Annotated in this window: 26 protein-coding genes; 11 read left to right on the forward strand and 15 right to left on the reverse strand. The window is 71.8% G+C overall.

Annotated elements, in window-relative coordinates; translation table 11 throughout:
* Positions 1-27: 27 nt before the first annotated feature.
* The 7 genes from mftC to MUY22_RS35645 form a co-directional block, all read right to left on the reverse strand.
* Positions 28-1,203, reverse strand: a complete 1,176-nt coding sequence (gene mftC / locus MUY22_RS35615; protein WP_247051563.1) for a mycofactocin radical SAM maturase — start codon at positions 1,201-1,203, stop codon at positions 28-30.
* Positions 1,200-1,496 (reverse strand): mycofactocin biosynthesis chaperone MftB, encoded by a 297-nt coding sequence (mftB, locus tag MUY22_RS35620; protein WP_247051564.1) that lies wholly within the window; start codon positions 1,494-1,496, stop codon positions 1,200-1,202. Before mftB ends, mftC begins: the two co-directional genes overlap by 4 nt.
* On the reverse strand, positions 1,486-1,587 hold the full coding sequence (mftA, locus tag MUY22_RS35625) for a mycofactocin precursor MftA (protein ID WP_247051565.1): 102 nt from the start codon (positions 1,585-1,587) through the stop codon (positions 1,486-1,488). The genes mftB and mftA overlap by 11 nt, the downstream gene beginning before the upstream one ends.
* A gap of 23 nt (positions 1,588-1,610) precedes the next feature.
* The gene (locus tag MUY22_RS35630) at positions 1,611-2,723 is read right to left on the reverse strand and encodes an NDMA-dependent alcohol dehydrogenase (RefSeq protein WP_247051566.1); all 1,113 of its coding nucleotides are present in this window, start codon (positions 2,721-2,723) and stop codon (positions 1,611-1,613) included.
* 95 nt (positions 2,724-2,818) lie between these two features.
* Positions 2,819-4,432: a sigma-54-dependent Fis family transcriptional regulator gene (locus tag MUY22_RS35635; protein WP_247051567.1), complete on the reverse strand. Its 1,614-nt coding sequence runs from the start codon at positions 4,430-4,432 to the stop codon at positions 2,819-2,821.
* Between the two features lie 103 nt (positions 4,433-4,535).
* Positions 4,536-5,018, reverse strand: a complete 483-nt coding sequence (locus tag MUY22_RS35640; protein ID WP_247051568.1) for an NUDIX hydrolase — start codon at positions 5,016-5,018, stop codon at positions 4,536-4,538.
* 25 nt (positions 5,019-5,043) lie between these two features.
* Positions 5,044-5,895 (reverse strand): urea carboxylase-associated family protein, encoded by an 852-nt coding sequence (locus tag MUY22_RS35645; protein ID WP_247051569.1) that lies wholly within the window; start codon positions 5,893-5,895, stop codon positions 5,044-5,046.
* Between the two features lie 156 nt (positions 5,896-6,051).
* On the opposite strand from MUY22_RS35645, the gene MUY22_RS35650 reads away from it, so the two are divergent.
* The gene (locus MUY22_RS35650) at positions 6,052-7,008 is read left to right on the forward strand and encodes a hypothetical protein (RefSeq protein ID WP_247051570.1); all 957 of its coding nucleotides are present in this window, start codon (positions 6,052-6,054) and stop codon (positions 7,006-7,008) included.
* Positions 7,009-7,097: 89 nt separating this feature from the next.
* Positions 7,098-7,766, forward strand: coding sequence for an HNH endonuclease family protein (locus MUY22_RS35655; protein ID WP_247051571.1), 669 nt, complete (start codon positions 7,098-7,100; stop codon positions 7,764-7,766).
* Here the strand turns inward: MUY22_RS35655 and MUY22_RS35660 are convergent.
* On the reverse strand, positions 7,763-8,524 hold the full coding sequence (locus MUY22_RS35660; RefSeq protein ID WP_247051572.1) for a fructosamine kinase family protein: 762 nt from the start codon (positions 8,522-8,524) through the stop codon (positions 7,763-7,765). The genes MUY22_RS35655 and MUY22_RS35660 overlap by 4 nt on opposite strands.
* Here MUY22_RS35660 and MUY22_RS35665 point away from each other — a divergent pair.
* The gene (locus tag MUY22_RS35665) at positions 8,523-8,903 is read left to right on the forward strand and encodes an MmcQ/YjbR family DNA-binding protein (RefSeq protein ID WP_247051573.1); all 381 of its coding nucleotides are present in this window, start codon (positions 8,523-8,525) and stop codon (positions 8,901-8,903) included. The two genes, MUY22_RS35660 and MUY22_RS35665, sit on opposite strands and share 2 nt — an antisense overlap.
* Here MUY22_RS35665 and MUY22_RS35670 read toward each other — a convergent pair.
* The 5 genes from MUY22_RS35670 to MUY22_RS35690 form a co-directional block, all read right to left on the reverse strand.
* The gene (locus tag MUY22_RS35670) at positions 8,828-9,685 is read right to left on the reverse strand and encodes a GNAT family N-acetyltransferase (RefSeq protein ID WP_247051574.1); all 858 of its coding nucleotides are present in this window, start codon (positions 9,683-9,685) and stop codon (positions 8,828-8,830) included. The genes MUY22_RS35665 and MUY22_RS35670 overlap by 76 nt on opposite strands.
* 54 nt (positions 9,686-9,739) lie before the next feature.
* The gene (locus MUY22_RS35675; protein WP_371827704.1) at positions 9,740-11,815 is read right to left on the reverse strand and encodes a putative Ig domain-containing protein; all 2,076 of its coding nucleotides are present in this window, start codon (positions 11,813-11,815) and stop codon (positions 9,740-9,742) included.
* A gap of 107 nt (positions 11,816-11,922) precedes the next feature.
* Positions 11,923-12,144 (reverse strand): hypothetical protein, encoded by a 222-nt coding sequence (locus MUY22_RS35680; RefSeq protein ID WP_247051576.1) that lies wholly within the window; start codon positions 12,142-12,144, stop codon positions 11,923-11,925.
* Positions 12,145-12,356: 212 nt separating this feature from the next.
* Entirely contained in the window at positions 12,357-13,931 is a 1,575-nt protein-coding gene (locus MUY22_RS35685; RefSeq protein ID WP_247051577.1) for an acyl-CoA synthetase, read from the reverse strand.
* A 43-nt stretch (positions 13,932-13,974) separates the two neighbouring features.
* Positions 13,975-14,565, reverse strand: coding sequence for a hypothetical protein (locus MUY22_RS35690; RefSeq protein ID WP_247051578.1), 591 nt, complete (start codon positions 14,563-14,565; stop codon positions 13,975-13,977).
* 71 nt (positions 14,566-14,636) lie between these two features.
* On the opposite strand from MUY22_RS35690, the gene MUY22_RS35695 reads away from it, so the two are divergent.
* The gene (locus MUY22_RS35695) at positions 14,637-14,999 is read left to right on the forward strand and encodes a DUF488 domain-containing protein (RefSeq protein ID WP_247051579.1); all 363 of its coding nucleotides are present in this window, start codon (positions 14,637-14,639) and stop codon (positions 14,997-14,999) included.
* Positions 15,000-15,010: 11 nt separating this feature from the next.
* On the opposite strand, the gene MUY22_RS35700 is transcribed toward MUY22_RS35695, so the two are convergent.
* Together MUY22_RS35700 and MUY22_RS35705 are read right to left on the reverse strand one after the other, a co-directional pair.
* A complete protein-coding gene (locus tag MUY22_RS35700; protein WP_247051580.1) occupies positions 15,011-17,401 on the reverse strand; it encodes a glycoside hydrolase family 2 TIM barrel-domain containing protein in 2,391 nt (796 codons plus the stop codon).
* A 106-nt stretch (positions 17,402-17,507) separates the two neighbouring features.
* Positions 17,508-18,545 carry a LacI family DNA-binding transcriptional regulator gene (locus tag MUY22_RS35705; protein WP_247051581.1) on the reverse strand — a complete coding sequence of 346 codons (1,038 nt, stop codon included), beginning with the start codon at positions 18,543-18,545 and terminating at the stop codon, positions 17,508-17,510.
* Between the two features lie 174 nt (positions 18,546-18,719).
* Here MUY22_RS35705 and MUY22_RS35710 point away from each other — a divergent pair, with 174 nt between their 5' ends.
* From MUY22_RS35710 to MUY22_RS35740, 7 genes are all read left to right on the forward strand, one after another.
* Positions 18,720-20,237 (forward strand): sugar ABC transporter ATP-binding protein, encoded by a 1,518-nt coding sequence (locus MUY22_RS35710; RefSeq protein WP_247051582.1) that lies wholly within the window; start codon positions 18,720-18,722, stop codon positions 20,235-20,237.
* Positions 20,234-21,271 carry an ABC transporter permease gene (locus MUY22_RS35715; RefSeq protein WP_247051583.1) on the forward strand — a complete coding sequence of 346 codons (1,038 nt, stop codon included), beginning with the start codon at positions 20,234-20,236 and terminating at the stop codon, positions 21,269-21,271. Before MUY22_RS35710 ends, MUY22_RS35715 begins: the two co-directional genes overlap by 4 nt.
* Positions 21,264-22,277 carry an ABC transporter permease gene (locus tag MUY22_RS35720; RefSeq protein ID WP_247051584.1) on the forward strand — a complete coding sequence of 338 codons (1,014 nt, stop codon included), beginning with the start codon at positions 21,264-21,266 and terminating at the stop codon, positions 22,275-22,277. The genes MUY22_RS35715 and MUY22_RS35720 overlap by 8 nt, the downstream gene beginning before the upstream one ends.
* Before the next feature lie 5 nt (positions 22,278-22,282).
* Positions 22,283-23,344 carry a rhamnose ABC transporter substrate-binding protein gene (rhaS, locus tag MUY22_RS35725; RefSeq protein WP_247051585.1) on the forward strand — a complete coding sequence of 354 codons (1,062 nt, stop codon included), beginning with the start codon at positions 22,283-22,285 and terminating at the stop codon, positions 23,342-23,344.
* 67 nt (positions 23,345-23,411) lie between these two features.
* Positions 23,412-23,756, forward strand: coding sequence for an L-rhamnose mutarotase (locus tag MUY22_RS35730; RefSeq protein ID WP_247051586.1), 345 nt, complete (start codon positions 23,412-23,414; stop codon positions 23,754-23,756).
* Between the two features lie 14 nt (positions 23,757-23,770).
* Complete coding sequence (rhaI, locus tag MUY22_RS35735) at positions 23,771-24,928, forward strand: L-rhamnose isomerase (protein ID WP_247051587.1); 1,158 nt, start codon at positions 23,771-23,773, stop codon at positions 24,926-24,928.
* Between the two features lie 2 nt (positions 24,929-24,930).
* On the forward strand, positions 24,931-26,949 hold the full coding sequence (locus tag MUY22_RS35740; protein ID WP_247051588.1) for a bifunctional aldolase/short-chain dehydrogenase: 2,019 nt from the start codon (positions 24,931-24,933) through the stop codon (positions 26,947-26,949).
* Positions 26,950-26,955: the final 6 nt, after the last annotated feature.

Raw genomic sequence — 26,955 nt, forward strand, 5'->3', positions numbered from 1 at the left:
TTTCCGGCGGCCGTCCAGTGTGGACGGTCAGCGGCGGCCGGCGAGCGGGCTGGTGTCGCACGCCCGGTCGGGCACCCGCACCGCGGGCAGGCCCAGCAGTACCCGCTTTCCCGTGCGGGAGTGGTCCTGGCCCGCCTTCGGCAGCCCGGCAGTGTCGCGTGTGGACAGTGCGTGGTCGCCGTGGCCCTTGACGCACTCGGGGTCCGGGCCGTCCAGCGGCAGGCCGGTGAAGAACTTCGCCGCCATGCAGCCGCCCTGGCAGCTGTCGTAGGCCACGCACGAGGAGCACGCGCCGCCCGTCTGCGGCCGGCGCAGGTCGGCGAACAGCGCCGAGTCCCGCCACACCGGGCCGAACCCGGCGCCGCGGACGTTGCCGGCCTTGAACGCGTCGTGGATGGCGAACGGGCAGGCGTAGACGTCGCCGATGGGGTCGATCAGGCAGACGACCCGGCCCGCGCCGCACAGGTTCAGCCCGGGCAGGGGCGTGGAGCCGAGCGCGTTGAGGTGGAAGAACGAGTCGCCGGTCAGCACGCCCTCGCCGTGGGCCACCAGCCAGTCGTACAGCTCGAGCTGCTGCTCGGCGGCCGGGTGCAGGTCGTCCCAGACGTCGGCGCCGCGCCCGGACGGGCGCAGCCGGGTGATCCGCAGCTGCGCGCCGAAGTCGTCCGCGATGCGCTTGAACTCGTCGAGCTGCGAGACGTTGTGCCGGGTCATGACGACGGAGATCTTGAAGTCCGTCATCCCGGCGTCGGCCAGGTTGCGCAGCGCCCGCATCGCCATGTCGTAGGAACCCGGGCCGCGCACGGCGTCGTTGACCTCGCGGGTGGCGCCGTCGAGCGAGATCTGGACGTCGACGTAGTCCGTGCTCGCCAGCTGTTCCGCCCGCGCCGGGGTGATCTTGACGCCGTTGGTGGAGAACTTGATCCCGACGTGGTGGGCGATCGCGTAGTCCAGCAGCTCCCAGAAGTCGCTCCGGACGGTCGGTTCGCCGCCGCCGACGTTGACGTAGAAGACCTGCATCCGCTCCAGCTCGTCGATCACCGCCTCGATCTCGGCGGTCGACAGCTCGCGCGGGTCGCGCCGCCCCGAGGACGAGAGGCAGTGCTCGCACGCCAGGTTGCAAGCGTAGGTCCATTCCCAGGTCAGGCAGATCGGTGCCGTGAGGCCGTACTTGAACTGGTCGACCAGGGCCGGGACGCTCACGGGTCCTCCACGATCATGTCGGTGGCGACGAGGGATTCGAGGGCGGTGACAAAGCTCGCCCGGCGGGCTTCCCCGAGCTCGGCCGCGTCGAGCGCGTCGCGCAGGCTGGCGTGGGTCGCCAGCTCGCGGACGAACGCGACGAGGTCCGGGGACTTGAGGAACGACAGCTTGCGGTTCCCGAAGTGGTAGGCGAGCGCCCCGAACGGTTCGGGGCGCAGCGCCACCTGCGGGTTCAGCCGGTACGCGGCGTCCAAGTTCAGCTGCGAGTCCTCTGTGGACGTTTCAGTAGACACCGCACATACCGTCGATCGAGACTTCTTCGACGAGCAGCTCTTCGACAGGCTCCTCGATGGTTTCCTGGATGTCCGGGGTTTGCTCGGCCACGCTGTCCTCCTCCGGTCGGGTGTTCACTGGGCGTGGACGATGACGCCGCGGATGTTCTTGCCGTCGCGCAGGTCCTGGTAGCCCTCGTTGACCTGGTCGAGGGTGTACTTGCGGGTCACCAGCTCGTCGAGCTTGAGCTTCCCGGCGTCGTAGAGCCGCAGCAGGCGGACGATGTCGTACTGCGGGTTCGCCGAGCCGAAGAGCGTGCCCTTGATCGTCTTCTCGAACAGCGTCATCACGCCGCCGGAGACGTGCACGGTGAGCTTCTCGGGGTTGGCGAGCCCGGTGATGACGACGGTGCCGCCCTTGCCGACGACGTCGAAGGCCTGGCTGACGACGTCCTCCTCGACGGTGCCGACGGTGATCAGCGCCTGGTCGGCCAGCTGGCCCCAGGTGAGCTCGTTGACCTTCTCCGCGGCTTCGGCGGCGGTGGCGAACGCGTGGGTGGCGCCGAACTTGAGCGCGGCCTCCCGCTTGAACTCCACCGGGTCCACGGCGACGACGTACTTCGCGCCGGCGTGCGCGGCGCCCTGCACGGCGTTGATGCCGATACCGCCTATCCCGTAGACGACGGTCGTGTCGCCCGCCCGGACGCCGCCGGCGTAGTTGGCCGTGGCCCACCCGGTCGGCACCCCGCAGCCGACGAGCACGGCGGTCTCCAGCGGCAGCCAGTCGTCGACCTTGACGACCGAGTGCTGCGAGATGGTGGCGCGCTCGGAGAACGTGCCGAGCATGCACATCGCGCCGAAGTCCTGGCCGCCGGCGTGGAAGCGGAAGGTGCCGTCCGGCATGTGGCCGTCGAGGATGGTGGCGCCCATGTCGCACAGGTTCTGGCGGCCGGTGGAGCAGTAGCGGCAGGTGCCGCAGTTCGGGATGAAGCTGCACACGACGTGGTCGCCGGGCTGGACTTTCGTGACGCCGGGGCCGACGTCCTCGATGATCCCGGCGCCCTCGTGCCCGCCGATGATCGGGAACCGCGGCACGAGGTCGTTGTCGATCAGGTGCAGATCCGAGTGGCACAACCCGGCGGCGGTGTACTTGATCAGCACCTCGCCCGGCCCGGGCCCGTCGAGGTCGAGCTCCATCAGCTCGAACGGCTTCCCGGCATCGAACAACACGGCTGCCTTGGTCTTCACGGCCATCTCCTCAACGTGCGGCGGTGCACCCCTACGCAGCCGATTGTGTGCAGCGGGAAGGGCCGTGAAGTGTCCGATTCCCGGACAGTGCGTGGTCAGCGGACCCGGAGCGCGCGCATCCGGTTGTAGAGCGTCGAGCGGCTGATGCCCAGCTGCTTGGCCGCGTGGACCTTGTTGCCGCCGCACGCCCTCAGCGTCCGGACGATGACGTCGTACTCCGCCTGCTCCCAGCCGCTCAGGGCCGCGCCGGGGGCGGTCGACGCGCAGCCCGGGGCGATGTCCTCCGCGGTCAGGTCGCCCGCCGAGCGGCGGTCGGCGGCCGCTGACAGGACTCCGGCCAGCTCGCGGAGGTTGCCCGGCCACTGCTGTGAGCCCAGCAGCTCCAGCGCGCCCGGCGTCAGCCGCAGCGACGCGCCGGAGTCCCGCAGCAACGCGCGGGCGATCGACGGGATCTCGTCGCGGCGCTCCCGCAGCGGCGGCAGCTCGATGCGCCGGTGCACGCGTGCCGCGAGGGTCGCCTGCTCGCCGTGCAGCTCCGACGCCGGGCCGCTGACCAGGGCGAACCACGCCGTGGTCGTGTCCAGGAGCCGGGACAGGCGCACCGCGGCCAAGGGGGGCAGCAGCTGGATGCCGTCGATCACCAGCAGGCCGGGCGTACCGGCCGCGGCCTCCACGCCGGCGCACCACGACGCCGCTCCGGAGACGACGTCCGAGGCGTCGAACTCGACCACCGGTGCGTCGCCGGCGACGACCCGCGCCGCCGTGCTGCGGCCGGCGCCCGGCTCGCCGCAGATCAGGACCCGCCGCCGGGCGCGGCCGGCGTTGCGGAGGCGGTCCTCCACCGCCGTCGGGAACAGCTCGCGCGTGCCGCGCGGGCGGGACACCACCGGGCTCGCCGGGCGGACCGGGGCCAGCTCGAACAGCAGCCCGGCGTTCGCCGACACCGCCTCGACCCGCACCTCGACCGGCGTGCCCGAGGTGAGCAGGATCCGCCGGACGCCGCGGCGGGTGCGGCCCAGCTCCTGCAGCAGGCGGTGGTCGGCGGTGTCGACCAGCTCGGTCGCCGCGGTGTTGGCCAGCACGACGTTCTGGCCGAGGGCCAGCACCGCGCCCGCCCGGTGCTGCACCGACTGGAACGCCGCCAGCAGCTGCTGCTCGGCGAGCTTCGCGCCGTCGAGCAACCGCCGTTCGATGTCGGACACCGCGCGCCGCAGGAACGGCCCGAGCAGCGGGTTCGCGTCGCCGGCCGGGCCGGTGATGTCGAGGACGCCGGCCAGGCGCCGGGTCGCCGGGTGCGTCACCGGGTGGCCGTAGCAGGTGAACTGCTTCATCGCCTCGAGGAAGTGCTCACCGCCGTCGACCGCGACGCCGCGGCGGGTCTCGAACGGCGTCGCGAGGGCGTTCGTCCCGGTCCGCTCCTCCAGGAACTGGCAGCCGGGCACTGCGCTGATGTCCTCCAGGGCCAGCTCCACCGACCGCTCGGTGAACCGCCGCGCGACGATCCGGCACTCGTGGTCGGCCAGCACGACGCAGAACCGGGTGCCGGCCAGCTGCCGGGCCAGCTCGTCGAGCACCGGCGACGCGGCACGCAGCAGCCGGCTGCGGCTGTCGACGTCGGTGACGTCCAGCCGGTCGACGGCCGACCCGGGGGAGAGCCCGGACAGCTCGGCCCGCCGCCACGACTGCGCGATCTCGGTCCGCAGGTCCACTTTCGCACTCCTCGTCGAGCCGATCGGGTACCCGCCGCCCATCATCACACGGACCGCGCGCGGGGTGAACCGCGCAAACCGTTCCCGTCCAAGGGTTCGGTGATCATCGGACCGGGTGGCCGTCTTCACACAGGAGCAGCTCGCCCGATCGGACGGCGGCCAGCGCGGCGGCGACCCGACGGGCGAGGACCGGCTGGAGTCCAGGTGTCGCGTCGGCGAGCGAGAGCAGGTGGGCCGAGACGATCTCGGCGTCGGTGAACGTCAGGCGGGCGACGTCGTCCTCGGTCACCAGGCCGCCGTCGAAGACGAAGTTGAGGCCCTCGGGCAGCCGGCCCGCCGGCTGGTGGTCGAGCACCAGGAGGCGGGCCGCCGGCCGGTCGAGCCCGAGTTCTTCGCGCAGTTCACGCACAGCCGTGTGCCACGGGGCCTCACCCGCCTCGCCGGCGCCGCCCGGGATTTCCCAGAAGGGCTGGTACGACGGCCGGACGAACAACACACGATCCGCCGTGTCGCGCAGAAGCACCCCGGCCGCCGTCCGCTTGCGGTCGAGGGACCGGACGTACTCGTCGAAAGGCAGGAGTTCCACCCGGGCAACGTAACCCGCCGCCGGTCTAGGCCGAGCCCGGTTCACCCCATTCCGGCTGCCGGACGCCGTGCAGGCCGCGATAAGCCGCTCGCGGCGGGGACGACCAGCCCTCGAGCAGGTGCGACGGTGGCTTGAAGACCTCGACGCCGATCGGGCGGCAGACCTCCAGCGGGTCGCGGGCGTCCGGGCCCCACAGCGGGATCGACAGGTCGCCGCCCGGGCACGTCGAGAGCGCGCACAGCAGGTCGACCTCGGCGAAGAACTCGAAGTGGTCGCCCGGGCGGGCCGGGCAGGCCTTCATGAAGTAGCGGTCGTCCTCGGTGAGGCCGGTGCACTGGAAGACGTTCAGCACGTCGTGCACGTCGAACTCGGTGAGCCCGAACGGCGCCACCGCCCGGACCAGGTTCGAGTGGCAGTGGAAGTCGAAGTCCTCGCCGGTGAGCATCCGGTTGACGTACGGGTCGCAACGGGTGCCGAGCAGGTCGTGCACCCGGCCGCCCTCGCCGTCGACGCCGTAGTCCGCCAGCGTGTCGGACGTGATGGTGGCCAGCGGGCGCAGGAACGGCAGCGTCGACCACAGCCGGTCGAACGTGCTGACGTGCGCGCGCTGCAGCTGCCGGGTGCGCGCGGCCCAGAAGCGCTCGCGCGGGTCGTCGGCGTTCCACAGGTTGAGGTCGCCGACCTGGGGGCCGTTGATGGTCCGCAGCCGGCACAGGTGCCCGCGCGGCACCCGCCACGCGCGTCCCGAGCGGATCGGGACCTCGAGGCGCTCGACCAGCTCGCGCCCGGTTTCGCCGGCGAGCCGCTGGTAGAAGGGCCGGTCGACGTCGAGCGCGCCGCCGGCGGTGGCCCGGTAGGCGGGTGGCGGTGAACCCATCGGCGATCTCCCTGGTTGGCTTCGGGGTGCCCGTCCAGCATGCCCCGCTACGGACGGTGCCCGGTTCGTCGCAATCGACCACTCGTTCGGCGCCTGGGAGGAAAGCGGTCCGGCTCTTACCGTCGAGGGACCGTTCGCCGTTGCTGTCATGGAGGTGTGACCGGCGTGCTCGTCGCGCAGCAGCGCACCGGCGACCAGGGCCTGCCCGTCGCCGCGGAGCATCTCGTGGGGTTGCTGCGGTCCTGGGGCCCGGACCAGCTGCGGGGCCTGGCGTTGGCGGGGATCAGCGTGCCGAGCCGCGCCGGACCCCGGTTCATCGACGCGCTGGTGTTCACCCGCAGCGGCGTGGTGGTGCTCGCGGCGCACGAGCCGGGCGTGGTGACGGGCGCCGAGCCGGGACCGCAGGTGGGCGTGGCGGTGGCGGCCGTGAAAGGTGCGCTGGGCGCGCTCGGCGGGGGCGAGTACGTGACCGGGCTCGTCGTGGTGGTGCCGCCGGCGCGGCAGCTGGATTCCCCCTGGGCCGCAACCGAAGCCGCCGCCGACGTCGAACCGCGGCGGCCCGAGCTGGTGGCACCCGGCCACGGCGCGTTCCCCGGTGAGCGGACGCTGCCCGCCCCGCCACCACCGGCGGGCCTCCCGGGGATCCGGCACGCGTGGCCGTTGCTGCCGATGCACGAACCCGAAGCGGGCGTCGCCACCGTGCTCGCCGATCCGCGCGGGCTGCGGCGGATCATCGCGCAGCACAACCGGTGGCGGACCGTCTGGACCGCCGACGACGTCCTCGAAGCCTGCTACGCCCTGTCCCTGGCCCACCTCGCGCCGCCGCGGGCCGCGCTGCTGGCCGAACGGTTCCCGCTGCGGCTGCCCACCGCGGCCCGGGTCCTGCAGCCGGTCCCGGAGCTGCGGGAGGTGGCCGCCGAGGTGGTGGAACCGCCCGAGCCGGCGGTCGAAGAGCCCGCGCCGCTCCGGCCGCGAGGCCCGGTCTCCGCCGTGTTCCCCCGGCAGCGGCCGATCCGGCAGGTGCCGTGGGGGCTCGTCGTGGTGCTGAGCCTGCTCGTGACGATCGGTCTCGTCGCCGCGGTGTTCGTCGCGCAGGTCTTCCACGGCGGCTGACGCGCTCGGTTCGCGTCAACTAGGCCGATTGCACCGTTTCCCCGGCGCGTCTCCTGGGCATCACCCGGTAGACGTGAAAGGGGCTCACGATGTCGCGCACCAAAGCGCTCTCCTTGGTCCTGCTGGCCGCCGTGGCGGGCAGCGCGCTGACCGGGTGCAAGCCGGAAGACCTGGCCGCCGGGGGCCAGGGCAGCCAACCCGGCGGAACGGCCGCCGCGGCGCCGGTCGCGCCCGCCGAGGCCCGCACCGAGCTGAACGCGCTGCAGGTCGCCGTCCGCGGCACCATGGACGGCTACTCCCGCGACGAGTTCCCGCACTGGGACAAGGTCGACGGCGCCTGCGACACCCGCGAACAGGTCCTCAAGCGGGACGGCAAGAACGTGTCGGTGGACGCCCAGTGCGCCGCCAAGTCCGGTACCTGGGTCAGCGCCTACGACGGCCAGACCTGGACGAAGGCGTCCGATGTGGACATCGACCACATGGTGCCGCTCGGGCAGGCCTGGATCAGCGGCGCGAAGAAGTGGACGAAGGAACGCCGCGAGCAGTTCGCGAACGACCTCGTCCGGCCGCAGCTGCACGCGGTGACCGACAACCTCAACGAGCAGAAGAGCGACAAGGCGCCGGACGCCTGGAAGCCGCCGCTCGTGTCGTACTGGTGCACCTACGCCACCGACTGGATCGTCGTGAAGCGCAACTACGGCCTCACGATCACCGTGCCGGAGAAGACCGCCCTGGAGACCATGCTCGCCAAGTGTTAACCGAGTGACCGGGCGGCCTCCAGCGCTTGCCCGGCGTAGGACTGTCCGAACAGGACGGTGTGCACCAGCAGCGGGAACAGCTGGTGCATGCCGATCCGGTCGGGCCGGCCGTCGGCCAGCGGCGCGGTCTCGTCGTACGCGGCGACGATCCGGTCCAGGTGCGGGCAGCCGAACAGGTGCAGCATCGCCAGGTCCGTCTCGCGGTGCCCGCCGTGCGCGGCCGGGTCGATCAGCCACGCGTCGCGGCCGTCCCACAGGACGTTGCCGTTCCACAGGTCGCCGTGCAGCCGCGCCGGTGGTTCGTCGGGAGCGGTGAACCGGGAGCACGCGCGCTCGAAGGGCGCGGCTTCGAGCAGACCCGCGTCGACGGCTTGCCGCACGTAGGGCAGGACGCGGTGCGCCGCGTACCACGACGGCCAGTCCTCACCCGGGACGTTCGCCATCGGCGCCAGGCCGATCCAGGCGTCGACCGGCCCGCCCGGGGGAGCGGCACCGAACGCGGGCGCGCCGGCCGCGTGCAGGCGGGCCAGGCCGCGGCCGAACCGCTCGGCGGCTCCCGCGTCCGGGCGTCCGGCGGGGACGCGGTCGATGACGAGCTGCTCGTCATCGTGGCTGTGCACCTGTGGCACCGGCACCGCGCCCGCCGCGGCCAGCCAGCGCAGGCCCGCCACCTCGGCCGCCGTCGCGCCCGGCCCGGCGCCGCGTTTGACCACGACGGCGCGGCCGTCGGCCAGCACGGCCTCGGTCAGGTCGCTCATGACCCGCACGGTACCGGCGCGCTACGGTGGGCCGGTGCAGGACTTCGAACGGGTGCTCGGCGCGCTGGCGGACGTGGAACGCTCCGAGGCGCGCGACTACTCGTCGTTCAGCGTGCGCGGCAAGCGGTTCGGCTACTACTGGCCGCGGACGCGGACCGTCGGCCTCAAGCAGACGATCTCCGAGCAGCTGGCCCTCGTCGCCGAGCGTCCGGACGTCTTCGAGGTCCAGTTCACGACGGGCGGCTTCGGCTGGGTCGTCGTGTACCTGGACGGCATCGAGGCCGACGAGCTGGCCGAGCTGATCTACGAGGCCTGGCGGCTCTCGGCGCCCGAAGAGCTGGTCGCCGAGGTGCCCTTCACCAGGATCGCCCGGGTGTAGAGCAGGTCGAACCCCTGCCGCTGCGCGTTCTGGTGCGACTTCGACCCCGGCTGGGTGGTGACGACGGCGACGTCGCACCCGGCCTCGGTGGCCGCGGCGAGCCGGGTCCGCAGCAGTGCCGTCTGAACGCCACGGCGCCGGTGCGCGGGCAGCGTGGCCGCGCCGGTGAACTGCGCGATCCCGTCCGTGACGCGGAAACTGGCGCCGCCGGCGAACTCGCCGTCGCGCACCGCGACGTACCGCCGGACCCCGGCCATGTCCCGCAAGGCGCGGACCACTGCCTCTCGCGGGAAGTCCTCGTGCGAGGGCAGCCCCTCGGTGTCGGCGACGGCGCTGGCCTCGGCGACCACGGCCAGCCACCGCTCCAGCTCGTCGTCACGGCACAGCCGGACGTCCCCGGGGACGTCCGTGTCGCCGAGCCGCCGCCCGAGGACGTTCTCGAACGACTCCAGCCGGTAGCCGCGTTCGGTGAGGAACACGCCGACCGCGGAATCGGCCAGCTGGCACAGTTCGACCTGGACCGGCGCGCCCAGCTCCGCGAAGGCCTGCTCGACCGCGGCCAGCTCGGCGGTGTCAGGCAGGCCGCCGAAACCGAGTGCGGCGATCTTGGTGAACGGCGAGTCCGCTTCGGCGAGGCTCGCGACCCCACCGGCCAGCGGGCGCGCGAACCCGGCGCCGCGCCGTGCGCGTCCGGCCTCGTGGCACGCCTCGATCAGCCGCGCCTCGGCGCGTTCGATCCGCGCCGCCAGCGCGGCGTCACAGAAAAGCCGGTCCCCGCCCATGCGCCCAGCGTGCCGGACGCACGGGCGGGGAGCCAACCGATTTAGCCCACAGCGCTATCCCTCAACCCGATGTGACGCCCAGAACGACGTCAGGTCGGTCGACCCGGCCGCCGCCTGCGCCGCGGCCTTGAACTCGGCCGTCGTCGACACCCCGTACCAGTGCGACTGCGCGTACGACTTCAGCAGGTTCGCCATCGGCGTGTCACCGATGAGCCGCCGCAGGTCGTGCAGGGTGCACTTGCCGTAGTTGTAGACCACGGTGGAGTACCGCGACGAATGCGCGTCCCAGTACGCCATCGAGTTGGTCAGCTTCTCCGCGCTCGACTGCCACGTGATGCCGCAGCCGCTGCCGGTGACGCCGCGGTAGAGGTCGGTGGCGTAGTCGGTGAAGCTCTCGTCGAGCCACGGCGAGTTGTACTCGTCGTCGCCGACGATCCCGTAGAACCACTGGTGGGCCAGCTCGTGCGGGAGCGCCGTGGTCGACACGAGGTCCATCACGAAGCCCGGGTACTCCATGCCGCCGAACCAGAAGTTGTTGTCCAGCACCACGTCCACCTCGCCGTACGGGTAGTCGCCGAAGCGGCCCGAGTGGACGTCGATGGAGTCGGCGGCCAGGCTCAGCATCTGGTTCGCGCTGCTCGTGGAGATCCCGCTGACCGAGTAGACGTTGACCCGCACGCCCTTGCCGGACGTCGTGCTGATCTTCGCGAACGGCCCGGCGCCCCAGGCGAAGTCACGCACCTTGTTCGCGACGGCGTGGGTGGTCGTCGTGCTGCCGCTGGTCGTCTCGGTCGACGTGCCGGTGGCGGGGGTCAGCACCGTGCTCGGGTGCACGAGGGTGACGTCGAAGTCGCTGATCAGGCTGTAGAACGCCTCGCCGTTGTTGGTGTAGGGGTCGAGGTGCCAGCCCGCGCCGTCGCGGACCGCCAGGATCGGCAGGGCGTTGCCGATCATGTTGAAGGCGCCGTCGTGGCCGAACCGGTCGGCGCCGCTGGGCACGACGATCTTCAGGTCGAACCCGATCGACGCCGACTGGCCCTGGGCCAGCGGGGCAGGCAGCGTGATCTTGAGCGCGGTGCAGTTCACGCTCAGCGCCGACGCCGTGCCGCCGGTGACGTTGGTGACCGTGATCGGCGTCGTCGGGCAGGTGCCGTGGTAGTTGTCCCAGAGCCGCAGGTAGACCTCGGGCAGCGCGGTCGGCGAGCCGTTGGTGAAGCTGACGGACTGGTGCCCGTTCCAGGTGTCGCCGGCGGTGTTCGACGTCAGGTTCACGGTGTAGGCCGGGTTGATCGGCGTGCGCGTCGAGTCGGCGGGGGCCGAGCCGATCGTCCACGAGAACGTGGCGCTGCCGCTGTTGCCGCCCGGGTCCTTGGCCGTGACGGTGACCGACGACGTGCCGGCGGTGGTCGGCGTGCCGGTGATCTTGCCGGTGCTCGCGCCGATGGCCAGCCCGGCGGGCAGGCCGGTCGCGGTCCAGGTCAGCGCGTCGTTCTGCGGGTCGGTGGCCTGGACCTGCAGCGACACCGCCTGGCCGGCGGCGGTGGTCTGGCTGCCGGGCGAGGTGACGACCGGGGACTGCGGGTTCGACGTGCCGGTCGTGGTCAGGGCGAAGTCGTCGAGCAGGAAGTTGGTGGCCAGGCTCGAGTCCTCGGTGCCGGTGACCTTGAGGGTCACGGTCTGCCCGAGGTAGCGCGAGACGTCCACGGTGCGCTGGACGTAGCCGGTGTTCTTGTCGAGGTTCGAGTAGCTCGCGAGGGTGTCGGTCCCGGCCTGCACCACGAGCTTGTCGTAGGCGGTCGTCGTCGACGTCTCCTTGGTGTCGACGTGCGACCACCAGGTCAGGCTGGCCGTCGCGCAGCCGGCCGGGAGCGTCAGGGCCTGGGACAGGGTGTCGGTGTGGGTGGTGCCGTAGCCGTCCAGCCAGGCGTCCATCGTCCCGCCGTGGGCCGGTTCCGCGGTGGTCGCCGCGGAGATGACACCACTGGTCTGGGTCCACGGCGTGGTGCCGCTCTCGAACCCGCCGTTGCCGACGAGCTGGTCGCCGCAGACCGCGGCGGCGGCTTGCGCCGGCGCGGCGACGGCGACTGTGCCCAGCAGGCCTGCGGCCACACCGAGCGCAGCGGAAAGCACCCTCGATCTCATGAGGTCGTCCTTTCGCGGCCCCGCACCTCGGAGCCTTGGAAAGCGTCCTCTGCGGGTCCGGTGGCAACAACCCGCCATGAGTCGGGTTCGTGCGGTTACGCCTGCTGGAGCACGTTGAGCAGGATGACCAGCAGCGCGACGGCGCCGATCACCGCGATGCCGGCGGCGACGACGCTGCGGATCATCTCCCCGAAGCCCTTGGCCGTCCGGGCGCGGTAGGCGGAGTAGTTGGAGCGGGCCTCCCTGGCGTGGTGGACCCGGCCGCCGACGAGCAGCCCGGCGCCCAGCGCGAGCAGGACGGCGATGAAAACGGACACGATCTGTACCTCTTCCCCTCGGGTTCCGCCGCCGGAAACGACGACGGCCTCATTACTAGACCCGACGGACGGGCCGCGCCACGGCTTTTGGACATCCCGGTCCCGGGCCGGTCGGCCCTGGTGGACGGCCGGGCTGGTGTTCCCGCGCGCCGACGCGTTCTTGTACAGCGTTAACCGTGGCTTTCCTTGTCAATCAAGGGGAATTCGGTCGTTCAGTCCTGCTTGGCCAGTCCGGCGTGTCGCTCCCGCAGTTCGCGCTTCACGATCTTTCCGCTGGGGTTCTTGGGAAGCCGGTCCGCGAACACGACGTACTTGGGACATTTGTAACCGGCCAGCCGCGTGCGGGCGTGGTCGATCACCTGCGCCGCCGTCAGTTCGACGTTTTCGCGTGGCACGACCACCGCGGTGACGGCTTCGATCCAGTGTGGATGGCCGATCCCGAACACCGCGACCTCGGCGACGCCGTCCAGCAGGTACAGGGCTTCTTCGACCTCGCGGCTCGCGACGTTCTCGCCGCCGGTCTTGATCATGTCCTTCTTGCGGTCCACGACGGACAGGTAGCCGTCCTCGTCGACGACCCCGAGGTCGCCGGAGTGGAACCAGCCCGCGCGGAACGCCTCCGCCGTCTTCTCCTCGTCCCGGTAGTAGCCGAGGGTGGCGTGCGGGCTGCGGTGCACGATCTCGCCGACGACGCCCGGCGCCACCGGGACGTCCTCGTCGTCGACGATGCGCGTCTCGACGTTGAGCGACGCCCGCCCGGCCGAGCCGGCGTGGGGGAGCTGTTCGTCCGGGCGCAGGATCGTGGCCAGCGGCGCCATTTCCGTCTGGCCGTAGAAGTTCCAGAACGCGACGTCCGGCAGCCGTCGTCGCAGCTCGCGCAGGACCTCGACCGGCATCGCCGACGCGCCGTAGTACCCATTTCGCAGGCTCGACAGGTCGGTGCGGTCGAAGTTTTCGTGACGCAGCAAGGAGATCCACACGGTCGGCGGGGCGAACAGCTTCGTCGCCCGCTCCCGTTCGACGGCCGCGAGCAGCGCCGCGGGATCCGGGCCGGGCAGGATGACACTGGTGGCGCCGAGGTAGACGTCGACGGAGAAGAAGCAGTCCAGCTGCGCGCAGTGGTAGAGCGGGAGCGAGTGCACCTCGACGTCGTCGGCGCTCATCCCGCCGTCGATCACGCACGAGACGTACTGCGCGATCAGGGACCGGCTCGACAGCAGCACGCCCTTCGGCCGCGACTCGGTCCCGGAGGTGTACATCAGCCGCAGCGGGTCGTCGTCGGCGACGACGACGTCCGGGGCCTGATCGTCTCCTTCGGACAGCCACGTGCCGATGTCCTCCCAGCTGCCGCCGGAGCCGATCCGGCCGCGGACGACGTCGCTCAACCCCGACAGTTCGAGGGCCTCGGCGGCGGTCGCTTCGAGGGCGTCCTCGGTGACGAAGGCGGCGGCTTCGGCGTGGCGGAGGATGTAGGCGACCTCGTCGGCGCCGAGCATGAAGTTGACCGGGACCAGGAGCACGCCGAGTTTCGCGGTGGCGAAGGCCAGCACGCCATACTGCCAGCAGTTGTGGCTCAGCAGCGCAAGCCGGTCGCCCTTGCGCAGGCCGCGCGCGGCGAGGGCGTGGGCGCAGCGGTTGGCGGCGGCTTCGAACTCGGCGAAGGTGAGCCGCGTGTCCCCGGAGACGACGGCGAGCTTGTCCGGCAGCCGCAGCGCGGTGCGGCGGAGGAGATCGCCCAGCGCGTGCTGCCGGGCGCGGTCGACGAGGGCGGCGGTGACCTGATCCATCCCGGCAGTCTCGGTCGGGACGGTCCGGCCCGCAAGCCTCGGTTCAGCGCGCGGTGTCGTCGATCTGCACGGGGTAGCCGGCGCGCAGCACGGCGATCGTCGCCGGGGGAGTGAGGACCGGGACGGTGCCGGTGGCGGGACGCGGCCGCCGGGTGCCGTAGCCCGTGGTCGTCCACTCCGTGAGGTGGTCGCCGAGGACCAGTTCCGGGTCGTCGCCGCGGAGGACGAAGACGCCGTCCGGGAGGCCGGTCCAGGGCAGTTCGTGCAGCCGGCGGCGGTGGGTGCCGCGGTGGAGGCGTTCGCGGTGCAGCTGCCGGTTCATCGCCGTCGCGGACGGCTCGCCGCCCCAGGCGTCGCGGTAGGCGGTGTAGCCGGCGCGGCGGCACTCGCCGCACGGCCGGTGCCCGGCGGCGAACGAGACGGCCTCGTCGTGGAAGTACAGGTGCGTGTAGCGGCCTGGCAGCCACTGCTCGCGCCACCGGCCGCGGAACTCGAGCACGCAGGTGATCCACAGGTCGCCGGCGTGGAAGCGGACGATGTCGTGGCCCTCGTGCAGCACCCCGCGGTTGCCGGTCCACGCGCCGCGCAGGGGGACGTCGACGATCCCGCCGGTCGGCGTCACGCGGTTGCGCACGGCGTTCTCCCAGGTCTCGGGTGGTGGCGTCCGGAGTGGCGGAGCGGGCGGGCGCGACGCAGAATGCGCGCATGCACCCCACGCCGGTCCGCGTGGCGCGCCTGACCGACCCGGCCGGGCCCGCCGACGGTACCCGTGTGCTCGTGGAACGGCTCTGGCCGCGCGGCGCGTCCCGGGCGGTCGAGCTGGACGGCTGGTACCGCCAGCTGGCGCCCTCGGACGAGCTGCGCACCTGGTACGGCCACGACCCGGACCGCTTCCCCGAGTTCGCGCAGCGCTACCGCGCGGAACTGCGCGAGCCGGACCAGCTGGCGGCCTTGGCGAGGCTGGTGGACCTCGCGGCGGGCGGCCCTCTGACCCTGCTGACGGCGAGCCCGACGTTGCCGCTGAGCCAGGTCGCCGTCCTCGCCGCCGTGCTCACCGGCGAGGCCTGACCCGCGGGCGGTCACGGCCGGGTGGCGGCGGTGGGGGCCGCGCCCGGGGCGCGGGTCGTGACCGTGGCCGTCGTGGTGCCCAGCGTGTCGTGGCGGGCCGTCAGCGTGAGCGTTCCCGCCGGTCCCGCGAACGGGCGCAGCCACACCGCCGCCGCGCCGCCGGTCGCGGCGAGGTCCAGCGTGGTGTCGCCGACCAGCTCGGCCGGGCCCGTCAGCGCCAGCGTCACCTTGCCGCCCGCCGACGCGCGCAGGGTGCCGTAGCGGTCCGTCACCGCCACGACGACGCGGGTCGCGTCGGCCCCGTCGGCCTGCAGGTCCGTGTCGTCCGGGACGCAGCTCAGCGCGTCCCGGCTCCGGTCGCCGCTGTAGCGCCGGGTCACGACCAGGCGGTCACCCAGGTAGCCGTCGATCCGCAGCTCGGCCCGGGTCAGCGGGACGTCCACCGCGAACGGCGGGTGCGCCAGGTGGGGGAAGTCCGCCCGGCGGCTGCGGGCCGTGCCCGCGTGCCGGCCGCCGAGGAACAGCTCCAGGCGGTCGCAGTTCGACCAGATCGTCGCGCCCGGGCCCGGCAGCGGCACCCCGTCGTCCCACGCGAACCCGGCCTCGACGACCGCGCGCACCCGCGGGTCGCCCTGCGAGGCGTAGAACGCCGCGGCCGGCTTCGGGATCCGGAAGATGTCGGACACGCCGGCGAACTTCGAGCCGCCCAGTGAGCGCTGCCAGCCCGACGGGTAGTCGAACGCGCACCACGCGAGCAGCCCGCTGTAGTGGTCGTCGGCCGCGGCCAGGTCGTGGGCCTTCGCGTGCAGCTCGGCCTGCAGCTGCTGCGTGGCGTTCGGGTCGGTCCGGCGGTACGCGCGGACGCCGGCGAGCGTGCCGATCGACTCCGTCACCAGGTACGGCACCCCGGGGCGCGGCGCCTTGAGCTGGAACGGCGCGCCGCGGTGCGCGGTGTAGTCGTTGTAGGCGAGGACCTGCTCGTCGGTGCCCGGCGGCAGCGCCAGCCGCGCGCCGGTGGTGCTGGCCAGCGCGCCGCTGGTCGGGCGCGACGGGTCCAGCTGCTTCGCCAGCCTGCCGGTCTTCAGGTACATCTCGGTCGTCCCGGCGGCCTCGTTGACGCGGGTGCCCCAGACGACGACGCTCGGGTGGTTGCGGTCCCGGATCACCATCGCGGAGACGTCACGCAGGTTCTGCTGCTGCCAGGCGGCGTCGCCGACGCGGCCCCAGCCCGGGATCTCCTCCCACACCAGCAGGCCCAGCTCGTCGCAGGCGTCGAGGAACGCGCTCGACTGCGGGTAGTGCGAGCACCGGACCATCGTGCAGTTCAGCTCGCGGCGCAGGATCTCGGCGTCACGCCGCTGGACGCGGTCGGGCATCGCGCCGCCGGCGAACGGGTACCACTGGTGCCGGTTGAGGCCGAACAGCTTGAGCCGGCTGCCGTTGAGGAAGAAGCCGTCCGGGGTGAACCTGGCTTCGCGGAACCCGACGCGCACCACGCGCTGGTCGAGCCGGCGCGGCCCGGAGCGCACGCTCACGGTGACGTCACACAGCGCGGGATCCGCGACGTCCCACAGCCGGACCGCGCCGAGCCCGCCCACCTCGAACGTGACGGTCTTCGTCCCGACCGGCATCGGCCCGACGGTCGTGGCGGCCTGGGCCAGCTCGCGCCCGGCCTGGCTCACCGACGCCGTGAGCTGCAGCGGTTCGGCGATCGCGGCGGTCGTGTCCAGCTCGCAGGTCAAGCGCAGCGACCGGGCCGGGGTGAGGACGTCGGTGGGGCACGCGAAGACGTCGGTGATGCGGGTGCGCGGCACCGTGCCGATCGTGGCCGGACGGTAGATCCCGGCCGGCTGGTAGAAGTCGATCACCGACGGGCCGGCCATCCGCGGCAGGTTGGGCGGGACGTCGAGCTGCCACCGCCCGTCGACCACCACGGCGAGGATGTTGTCACCCGCGGTGACCTGCGGCAGCTCCACCTCGAACGGCAGATAGCCGCCGTTGTGGGAGGTGACGAGCGTGCCGTTGAGGTACACGGCCGCGTTGGTCATGACGCCGTCGAAGCGAGCCCGGACGCGCTCGGAGACCATCGCCGGGGACACCGTGAAGTGCTTGCGGTAGATCCACCGGTCCTGCCACGACGCCGGGTCCCAGCCGGTCCACGACAACGGCGTCACGCAGTGGGGGAGCTGCACGGGCGAAAGGTCTTCTTCGTCGAAGTCGGCGTCGGCGCAGCCGTCCTCGTACCGCCCGAACAGCCAGAAATCGCCCAGCCGCACGGCATCCGGGTCCGGTTCCCCCATCCCGGCGGACCCGGCGACGGTGGTCCCCACGACGGCGGCCCCGAACGCGGCCCCGCTCGCGGCGAGGAACCCGCGCCGCGAGAGCCGCCGTCCGTCCGCCATGCCGACCTCCGTGCCCGGGCGAGCACCACGCTCGTCGGCTCCAGTGTGTCCCCAACGGACCCACTGTGGCATCGCACCTGATCAACACGCCATTACGGGGGCCAGGTCAGCGCAGGGTCGAGGTGCGTACCACCAGTTCCGGGGTGAAGACGACCTGCCGGTGCTCGTGGGCGGTTTCGGTGGTTTCGGCCAGTAGCAGCTCCGCCGCGGTGCGGCCGAGGCGGTGGCGGGGCTGGCGGACCGAGGTGAGGGGGACCGCGGCCGCCGCGGCGAACTCGATGTCGTCGTAGCCCACTATCGCCAGGTCCTCCGGGACGCGCATGCGCAGCGTGGCGCACGTCTGCAGCAGGCCGAGGGCGACCAGGTCGTTGGCGCAGAACGCGGCGGTCGGGCGGATCGCCGACGGCAGGCCCGCCAGGCGCTCGCCGGCGCCGCGGCCGTCGGCGACCGTCAGCGCCGTCGTCGTGAGGTCGACCAGGCGGTCCGGGGCCAGGCCGGCCGCGGCCAGTGCGCGCAGCGCGCCCTGACGGCGGTCGCGCACCTGGCCGACCGTCGTGTGGTTGCCGATGAACGCGATCCGCTCGTGGCCCTGCTCGATCAGGTGCCGGACGGCGATCTCGCCGCCGTAGACGTCGTCGACCGCCACCGAGCAGTGCGCGGTGCCGTCCGGGGTGCGGTCGACGACGACGACCGGCGTGCCGCGGCGGGCGATCTCGTGCAGCAGCGGCGCGTCCGGGTCGACCGGCGTGATGAGGATGCCTTGCACGCGCTGCTGTTCGAGGCGGCCGAGGTAGGCCTCTTCCCGCGACGGCTGGTGGGCGCTGTTGCAGAGGAACAGGGAGAGGTCGCTCTCGTCGGCGGCGTCTTCCATGCCGGCCGCGACGTCGGTGAAGAAGGGGTTGCTGCCGTCGAGCATCACGTAGGCCAGCACGCGGCTGCGGCCCGCCCGGAGCTGCCGCGCGGATTCGTTGCGCACGAAGCGGAGTTCGGCCATCGCGGCCTCGACCTTCGCGCGCGTGGCGGGGCTGACGCGGTCGGGCCGGTTCAGCACGTTGGACACCGTGCCGAGGGAGACGCCCGCGGCCGCGGCGACGTCCTTCATGCCCGCCGCTCTCGGCTCGGCGCCGGACTCCTGGACCGTCATCTGACCCCCTCCTGAGCACGCACCGTTGAAACGTAACATCGCCACCAACTGCGTGGTCCCGACGACGTTTGGCCACGGTTCGGTGGATGCATTGACTTGTTCTTCGGCTGCATAGTAGCGTCACCGCGCCAGGTTTGTGAAACCTTTCAATAGCCCTTCGAACCGGAGGTCGCGATGACGCGGCAGGACCCGGGCCGAGCCCCTCTGCTGGAGGTGCGCGGCGTGAGCAAGTCGTTCGGCGCCGTCGCGGCGGTCGCCGGAGTGTCGTTCCCCCTGCACGCCGGAGAGGCCCACGCGCTGGTCGGGGAGAACGGCGCCGGCAAGTCGACGATCGTCAAGATGCTGGCCGGCGTGCACAAGCCCGACGACGGCACGCTGCTGCTCGACGGCGAGCCGGTCACGTTCGGCTCCCCGGCCGACGCCAAGGCCGCCGGCATCGCGGTGATCTACCAGGAGCCCACGCTGTTCCCCGACCTTTCGGTCGCGGAGAACATCGTCATGGGCCGTCACCCGCGCAAGAGCCTCGGCCGCATCGACCGGGCCGCGATCCGCGCCGAAGCCGACCGGCTGTTCAAGCGGCTCGGCGTCCGGATCGACCCGGCCCGCCCGGCCCGCGGGCTGTCGATCGCCGACCAGCAGATCGTCGAGATCGCCAAGGCGTTGAGCGCGGACGCCCGCGTGCTGATCATGGACGAGCCGACCGCCGCGCTGAGCCGCGTCGAGGTCGAGCGGCTGTTCACGGTCGCGCGGACGCTGCGTGAGGAAGGTGCGGCGATCATGTTCATCTCGCACCGCTTCGAGGAGATCACCGAGCTCTGCCAGCGCGTCACGATCATGCGCGACGGCAAGCACGTCTCCACCGACCTGGTCGCCGACGTCACGGTCGACGAGATGGTCCACCGCATGGTCGGGCGCGACCTGGACGCGTTGTTCCCCAAGCAGGACGTGGAACCCGGCGCCGTGGTCCTCGAAGTCGAAGGCCTGGCCCGGGAAGGCGTCTTCCGCGACATCTCCTTCTCGGTGCGCGCGGGGGAGATCGTCGCGTTCGCCGGGCTCGTCGGGTCCGGGCGCTCCGAGGTCGTCCAAGCCGTGTTCGGAGTGGACGAACGTGACGCCGGAGTCGTGCGCGTCAACGGAAAGAAGCTCAAGGCGCACTCGTCGCGGGCCGCGATGAACGCCGGGATGGCGCTGGTCCCCGAGGACCGGCGCCAGCAGGGCCTGATCATGGACCTGTCGATCGAGCGCAACGTGACGCTGCCGCGCTCCGGCGCGCTCGCGAAGCTCGGGTTCCTCTCCGGCGGGAGCGAACGGCAAGAGGCGGCGCACTGGACCGAGCGGCTGCGCACCAAGTACCGCCGCCTCGGCGACCCCGTCGGCACGCTGTCCGGCGGCAACCAGCAGAAGGTCGTGCTGGCCAAGTGGCTGGCGATGGCCCCGAAGGTCCTGATCGTGGACGAACCGACCCGCGGCATCGACGTCGGCACGAAGGCCGAGGTGCACCGGCTGATGTCGTCGCTCGCGGCCGAAGGCGTCGCCGTCGTCATGGTGTCGTCCGAACTGCCGGAGGTGCTGGGCATGGCCGACCGCGTGCTGGTGATGCGGGAGGGGCGGATCGTCGCCGAGCTCCCGCGCGCCGAAGCCACCGAAGACTCGGTCATGTTCGCCGCGATGGGACAGGGGGCCGCCGCGTGAACGCGACCGAGGTGGCCGCACCGCCGCGGGAGTCCCTGAGGGAACGGCAGTCGTGGACCGCGAACGTCTTCAAGGCCCGCGAGTCCGGGATCGTGCTGGCCCTGATCGTGCTGGTCGTGTTCACCGCGACGCAGAACTCCCGGTTCCTGTCCGGGCAGAGCATCCGCGACATCCTGCTCGGCACGGCGATCCTCGCGGTGCTGGCCGTCGGGCAGGCGGTCGTGATCATCACCCGCAACATCGACCTGTCGGTCGGGTCCGTGCTCGGCCTGTCGGCGTTCGCCGTCGGCTCGCTGATGCGCGACAACCCGGGCCTGCCGGTGATCGTCGCGGTGCTCGCCGGGATCGTCGTCGGCGCGGTCTGCGGCCTGCTCAACGGCGTGCTCGTGCGGTTCGGCCAGGTGCCGGCGCTGGTCGTCACCCTCGGCACGCTCTACGCCTTCCGCGGGGTCAGCTTCTTCTGGGCCGGCGGCCAGCAGATCAACGCCGACAAGCTGCCGCAGTCCTTCCTGGACTTCGGCACGGCGTCGATCCTCGGGATCCCGTGGCTGGTGCTGATCGCGGTGGTCGTGCTGGTGCTCGCCGGGATCGTGCTGCGCAGCTACCGCGCCGGCCGCGAGCTGTACGCCATGGGCTCCAGCCCGCAGGCGGCCCAGCTCGCGGGCATCAAGGTCGGCCGCAACACCAGCGCCGCGTTCCTGGTCAGCGGCGCGCTCGCCGGCCTGGCCGGGGTGCTGTTCGCGGCGCGGTTCGGCACCGTCGACGCCGCCGCGGGCACCGGCTACGAGCTGAACGTCGTCGCCGCGGCCGTCGTCGGCGGGGTCGCGGTGTTCGGCGGCAGCGGCTCGGTCTGGGGTGCCGGCCTCGGCGCGCTGCTGCTCACGGTCATCGGCAGCGCCCTGGCCGTGCTCGACATCAACCAGTTCTGGCAGCAGGCGATCGTCGGCGCGCTGATCCTGCTCGCGATCGGCGCCGACCGGCTGGTCGCCGTCCGGGTCGCCAAAGCACTGAAGAAGAGGGATTCCCATGTCTGACACCGGGAACCGGTTCGGCAGGCTGCTCAGCTGGGACGCCGCGGTCGTGCTCGTGACGGTCGTCGTGGTGCTGGTGGCCTCCGGCGCCGTCGAGAACTTCGGCACCAGCCGCAACTTCACCTTCCTGCTGCTCGACCTGCTGCCGATCGCGCTGATCGCGCTGCCGATGACGTTCATCATCGTCACCGGCGAGATCGACCTTTCGGTGGCGAGCACGCTCGGGCTGACGTCCGCGGTGATGGGCTCGCTGTGGGACGCGGGCCTCTCGATCGAGACGATCATCCCGCTGTGCATCCTGCTCGGCGCGATCCTCGGCGCGGTGAACGGCTTCTTCGTCACCGTCCTGAAACTGCCCGCCCTCGCCGTCACGATCGGCACGCTCGCGCTGTACCGCGGCCTGGCGTTCGTCGTCCTCGGCGACGGCGCCGTCGCCGACTTCCCGCGCGACTACACGAGCTGGGTCACCGGGACCATCGGCGACGGCCCGATCCCGAACGTCCTGATCCCGCTGATCGTGGTGGCGGCGCTGTTCGGCCTGGTGCTGCACGCGACGCCGGTCGGCCGCAGCGTCTTCGCGGCCGGCGCCGGCGAGCAGGCCGCGCGGTTCGCCGGGATCCGCACCGGGCGGCTGAAGTTCTGGCTCTACGTCGTGAGCGGCGCGGTCGCCGGGGTCGCCGGCGTGCTGTGGACGCTGCGTTACTCCAGCGCCCGCGCGGACAACGGCTTCGGCCTCGAACTCGCCGTCGTGGCCGCGGTCCTGCTGGGCGGCGTGTCCATCTTCGGCGGCAAGGGCACCCTGCCCGGCGTGCTCGCCGGCGTGGTGCTGCTGGCCTCCCTGCAGAACGCCCTGCGCCTGCAGGACGTCTCGAACGAGGCGCTCAACATCGTGACCGGCGTGCTCCTGATCGTGTCGGTCCTGCTCCCCAACATCGTGTCCTCGGCCCGAACGGCGCTCCGGCGGCGGAACCGGGCCACAGCTACCGGCGCGGTATCCCCAGAAAGGTGACGAAGATGTCCCGACGGTTCATCACCGGCGCAGTGTCGGCCGGGCTGGTGCTCGTCCTGGCCGCCTGCAGCGGCACGACGAAGAACGACAGCACCGATGCCGGTGCCCAGCAGTCCACGGCGGCGGCGAACCCGAACGCCGCGGCCAAGGAGGGCGTCAAGATGGCGTTCCTCCCCAAGCAGCTCAACAACCCCTACAGCGACATCGAGGTCAGCGGCGGCAAGACCGCGCTCGACGAGCTGAAGGGCGAGTACAAGCTGGTCGGCCCGAACGACGCGAGCGCGTCGTCGCAGGTCAGCTACATCAACACGCTGATCCAGCAGCAGCAGAACGTGATCGGCATCGCCGCGAACGACCCGAACGCGGTCTGCCCGTCGCTCAATCAAGCCCGCACCGCCGGCATCAAGGTCGTCGCCTTCGACTCCGACGCCGCCAAGGACTGCCGCGACGTCTTCATCAACCAGGCCACCACCCAGGGCATCGGCGAGGCGCTGGCCAAGCAGGCCAAGGACCTCTCCGGCGGCTCCGGCGAGATCGCGGTCCTGTCCGCGACGCCGAACGCCACCAACCAGAACGCCTGGATCGAGGTCCTCAAGAAGGAGCTCGCCAAGCCGGACTACGCGGGCCTGAAGCTGGACAAGATCGCCTACGGCAACGACGACGACCAGAAGTCGTTCCAGGAGGCCCAGGGCCTGCTGCAGTCGTTCCCGAACCTCAAGGTGATCGTCTCGCCGACCACCGTGGGCATCGCGGCCGCCGCGCGCTACGTCAGCTCGTCGAGCTACAAGGGCAAGGTCGCGGTGACCGGGCTCGGCACGCCGAACCAGATGCGCGCGTTCGTCAAGGACGGCACCGTGAAGCAGTTCGCGCTGTGGAACCCGGCCGACATCGGCTACCTCGCCGCGTACGCCGGCGTCGCGCTCAGCTCCGGCCAGATCACCGGCGCCGAGGGCCAGAAGTTCAAGGCCGGCAAGCTCGGTGAGTACACCATCGGCGCGAGCGGTGAGATCGTCCTCGGCCCGCCGACGACCTTCGACGCGAACAACATCGACAAGTTCAACTTCTGATCAGCTCCCGCGGCCGGACCGGATCGCCGCCCCGGTCCGGCCGCGGGTCCACAAAGGACTACGGAAGATGCCCCGTTACTGCTTCTGCCTGCAGGTGAAGCCGGACCGCGCGGCCGAGTACGCCGAACGGCACCGCGCGGTGTGGCCGGAGATGCGCCAGGCCCTGCACGACACGGGCTGGCGCAACTACTCGCTCTTCCTGCGCGAGGACGGCCTGCTCATCGGCTACGTCGAAGCCGACGACCTCGCCGCCGCGCAGGCCGCGATGGCCCGCACCGAGGTCAACACCCGCTGGCAGGCGGCGATGGCGGAGTTCTTCACCGGCCTCGACGGCGGCCCACCCGACGAGGGGTTCCGGCTGCTGCACGAGGTCTTCCACCTCGAAACCCCCTCCGTCCGGGAAGGACAGTGATCGTCTTGCGCGACATGACGGCCGTGAAACAGGCCCTGCGGGCGCAGCGCATCGAGACGCCGTCGTGGGCGTACGCCAACTCGGGCACCCGCTTCAAGGTGTTCCCGCAGCCCGGCGTCCCGCGCACGGCCGAAGAGAAGATCGCCGACGCCGCGACCGTGCACCGGTTCACCGGCATCGCGCCGAGCGTGGCGCTGCACATCCCGTGGGACCGCGTCGACGACTACGGCGCCCTCACCGCGTACGCGCGCGACCTCGGCGTCGAGATCGGCGCCATCAACACCAACGTCTTCCAGGACGAGGACTACAAGCTCGGCTCGGTGACCAACCCCGAGGCCGGGATCCGCCGCAAGGCGACCGACCACCTGCTCGAGGCGATCTCCATCATGGACGCCACGGGCTCCCGCGACCTGAAGCTGTGGTTCTCCGACGGCATCAACTACCCGGGCCAGGACGACATCCGCGACCGCCAGGACCGCCTCGCCGCGGCCCTGAAGGAGACCTACGACCGGCTCGGCGACGACCAGCGGATCCTGCTGGAGTACAAGCTGTTCGAGCCCGCCTTCTACGCCACCGACGTCCCGGACTGGGGCACGTCGTACGCGCACTGCATGGAGCTGGGCGAGAAGGCCACGGTCTGCATCGACACCGGCCACCACGCGCCCGGCACGAACATCGAGTTCATCGTGGCGTTCCTGCTGCGCGCCGGGAAGCTCGGCGCGTTCGACTTCAACTCCCGCTTCTACGCAGACGACGACCTGATGGCCGGCGCGGCCGACCCGTTCCAGCTGTTCCGGATCATGTACGAGATCGTCCGCGGCGACGCCCTCGACCCGGCCTACGGCATCGCGTTCATGCTCGACCAGTGCCACAACATCGAGGCCAAGATCCCGGCGATCATCCGCTCGGTGCTCAACGTCCAGGAGGCGACGGCCAAGGCGCTGCTCGTCGACCGCGACGACCTGCGCGCCGCCCAGCAGGCCGGCAACGTCCTCGAAGCCAACGCCGTCCTGATGGACGCCTACAACACCGACGTCAGGCCGCTGCTGGCCGAAATCCGCGAAGAAGACGGGCTCGACCCCGACCCGGTCGCGGCCTACCACCGCAGCGGGTACCAGGACAAGATCGTGGCCGAGCGCGCCGGCGGCACGCAGGCCGGATGGGGAGCATGAGCATGACCGTGCCGGAGGACCTGGTGGCGCGCAGCAACGCGCTCGGCGCCGACCCGCGGAACACCAACTACGCCGGCGGCAACACCTCCGCCAAGGGCGACCTCACCGACCCGGTCACCGGCGCGCCGACCGAGGTGCTGTGGGTCAAGGGCTCCGGCGGCGACCTCGGGACGCTCAAGGAGTCCGGGCTCGCCGTGCTGCGGCTCGACCGGCTGCGCGCGCTCGTCGACGTCTACCCGGGCGTCGAGCGCGAAGACGAGATGGTCGCCGCGTTCGACTACTGCCTGCACGGCCGCGGCGGCGCGGCCCCCTCGATCGACACCGCGATGCACGGGCTCGTCGAGGCCTCGCACGTCGACCACCTGCACCCGGACTCCGGCATCGCCCTGGCCACGGCGGCCGACGGCGCCGCCCTGACCAAGGAGTGCTTCGGCGACCGCGTCGCGTGGGTCGACTGGCGGCGTCCCGGCTTCCAGCTGGGTCTCGACATCGCCGCGGTCAAGGCGGCCAACCCGCAGGCCATCGGCGTCATCCTCGGCGGCCACGGCATCACCGCGTGGGGCGCGACCTCGGAGGAGTGCGAGCGCAACTCCCTCGACATCATCCGCACGGCCGAGGAGTTCCTGGCCGCGCGGGGTTCGGCCGAGCCGTTCGGTCCCGTCGTCCCCGGCTTCGAGGCGCTGCCTGACGCTTCACGTAGGCAGCGCGCGGCCGCGTTGGCTCCGGTGGTCCGCGGACTCGCGTCGACCGACCAGCGCGTCGTCGGGCACTACACCGACAGCGACGCCGTCCTCGAGTTCCTGGCCCGCGAGAAGCTCGCACCCCTCTCCGCACTCGGGACGTCCTGCCCGGACCACTTCCTGCGCACCAAGGTCCGGCCGCTCGTCGTCGACCTGCCCAGCTCGGCGCCCCTGGAGGACGTCGTCGCGCGGTTGAAGGAACTGCACGCCGAGTACCGCGACGAATACCGTGCCTACTACGAGCGGCACGCGACCCCGGACTCGCCCGCGATGCGCGGGGCCGACCCGGCGATCGTGCTCGTGCCCGGCGTCGGGATGTTCTCGTTCGGCAAGGACAAGCAGACCGCCCGGGTGGCGGGGGAGTTCTACGTCAACGCGATCAACGTCATGCGTGGCGCGGAATCCGTCTCGACGTACGCGCCGATCGCCGAGAGCGAGAAGTTCCGCATCGAGTACTGGGCCCTCGAAGAGGCCAAGCTGCAGCGGATGCCAAAGCCGAAACCCCTCGCCGGGCGGATCGCGCTGGTGACCGGCGCCGGCTCGGGCATCGGCAAGGCCATCGCGCTGCGGCTCGCCGCCGAGGGCGCGTGCGTCACGATCGCCGACCTGAACGCTTCCGCCGCTTCTGAAGTCGCCGCAGAAATCGGCGGTCTCGCGGTGACGGCCGACGTCACCGACGCCGACGCCGTGCAGGCCGCGATCGACGCGACCGTGCTGGCCTTCGGCGGGATCGACCTGGTCGTCAACAACGCCGGGCTGTCCATCTCGAAGCCGCTGCTGGAGACGACCGAACGCGACTGGGACCTGCAGCACGACGTCATGGCCAAGGGCTCGTTCCTCGTCGCGCGCGCCGCGGCGAAGGCCATGATCGACCAGGACAACGGCGGCGACATCGTCTACATCTCGTCCAAGAACTCGGTGTTCGCGGGCCCCAACAACGTCGCCTACGGCGCGGCCAAGGCCGACCAGGCCCACCAGGTCCGGCTCCTGGCCGCCGAACTTGGCGCGTACGGCATCCGCGTCAACGGCGTCAACCCGGACGGCGTCGTCCAGGGCTCCGGCATCTTCGCCGGCGGCTGGGGTGCGCAGCGCGCCGCGGTGTACGGCGTCGAGGAGGCGAAGCTCGGCGAGTTCTACGCCCAGCGGACCATCCTCAAGCGCGAGGTGCTGCCCGAGCACGTCGCGGCGGCGGTGTTCGCCCTCACCGGCGGCGACCTGACCCACACCACCGGCCTGCACGTGCCGGTGGACGCCGGGGTGGCCGCGGCGTTCCTGCGCTAAGGAGGA

The organism is Amycolatopsis sp. WQ 127309, assembly GCF_023023025.1.
Taxonomy (GTDB): domain Bacteria; phylum Actinomycetota; class Actinomycetes; order Mycobacteriales; family Pseudonocardiaceae; genus Amycolatopsis.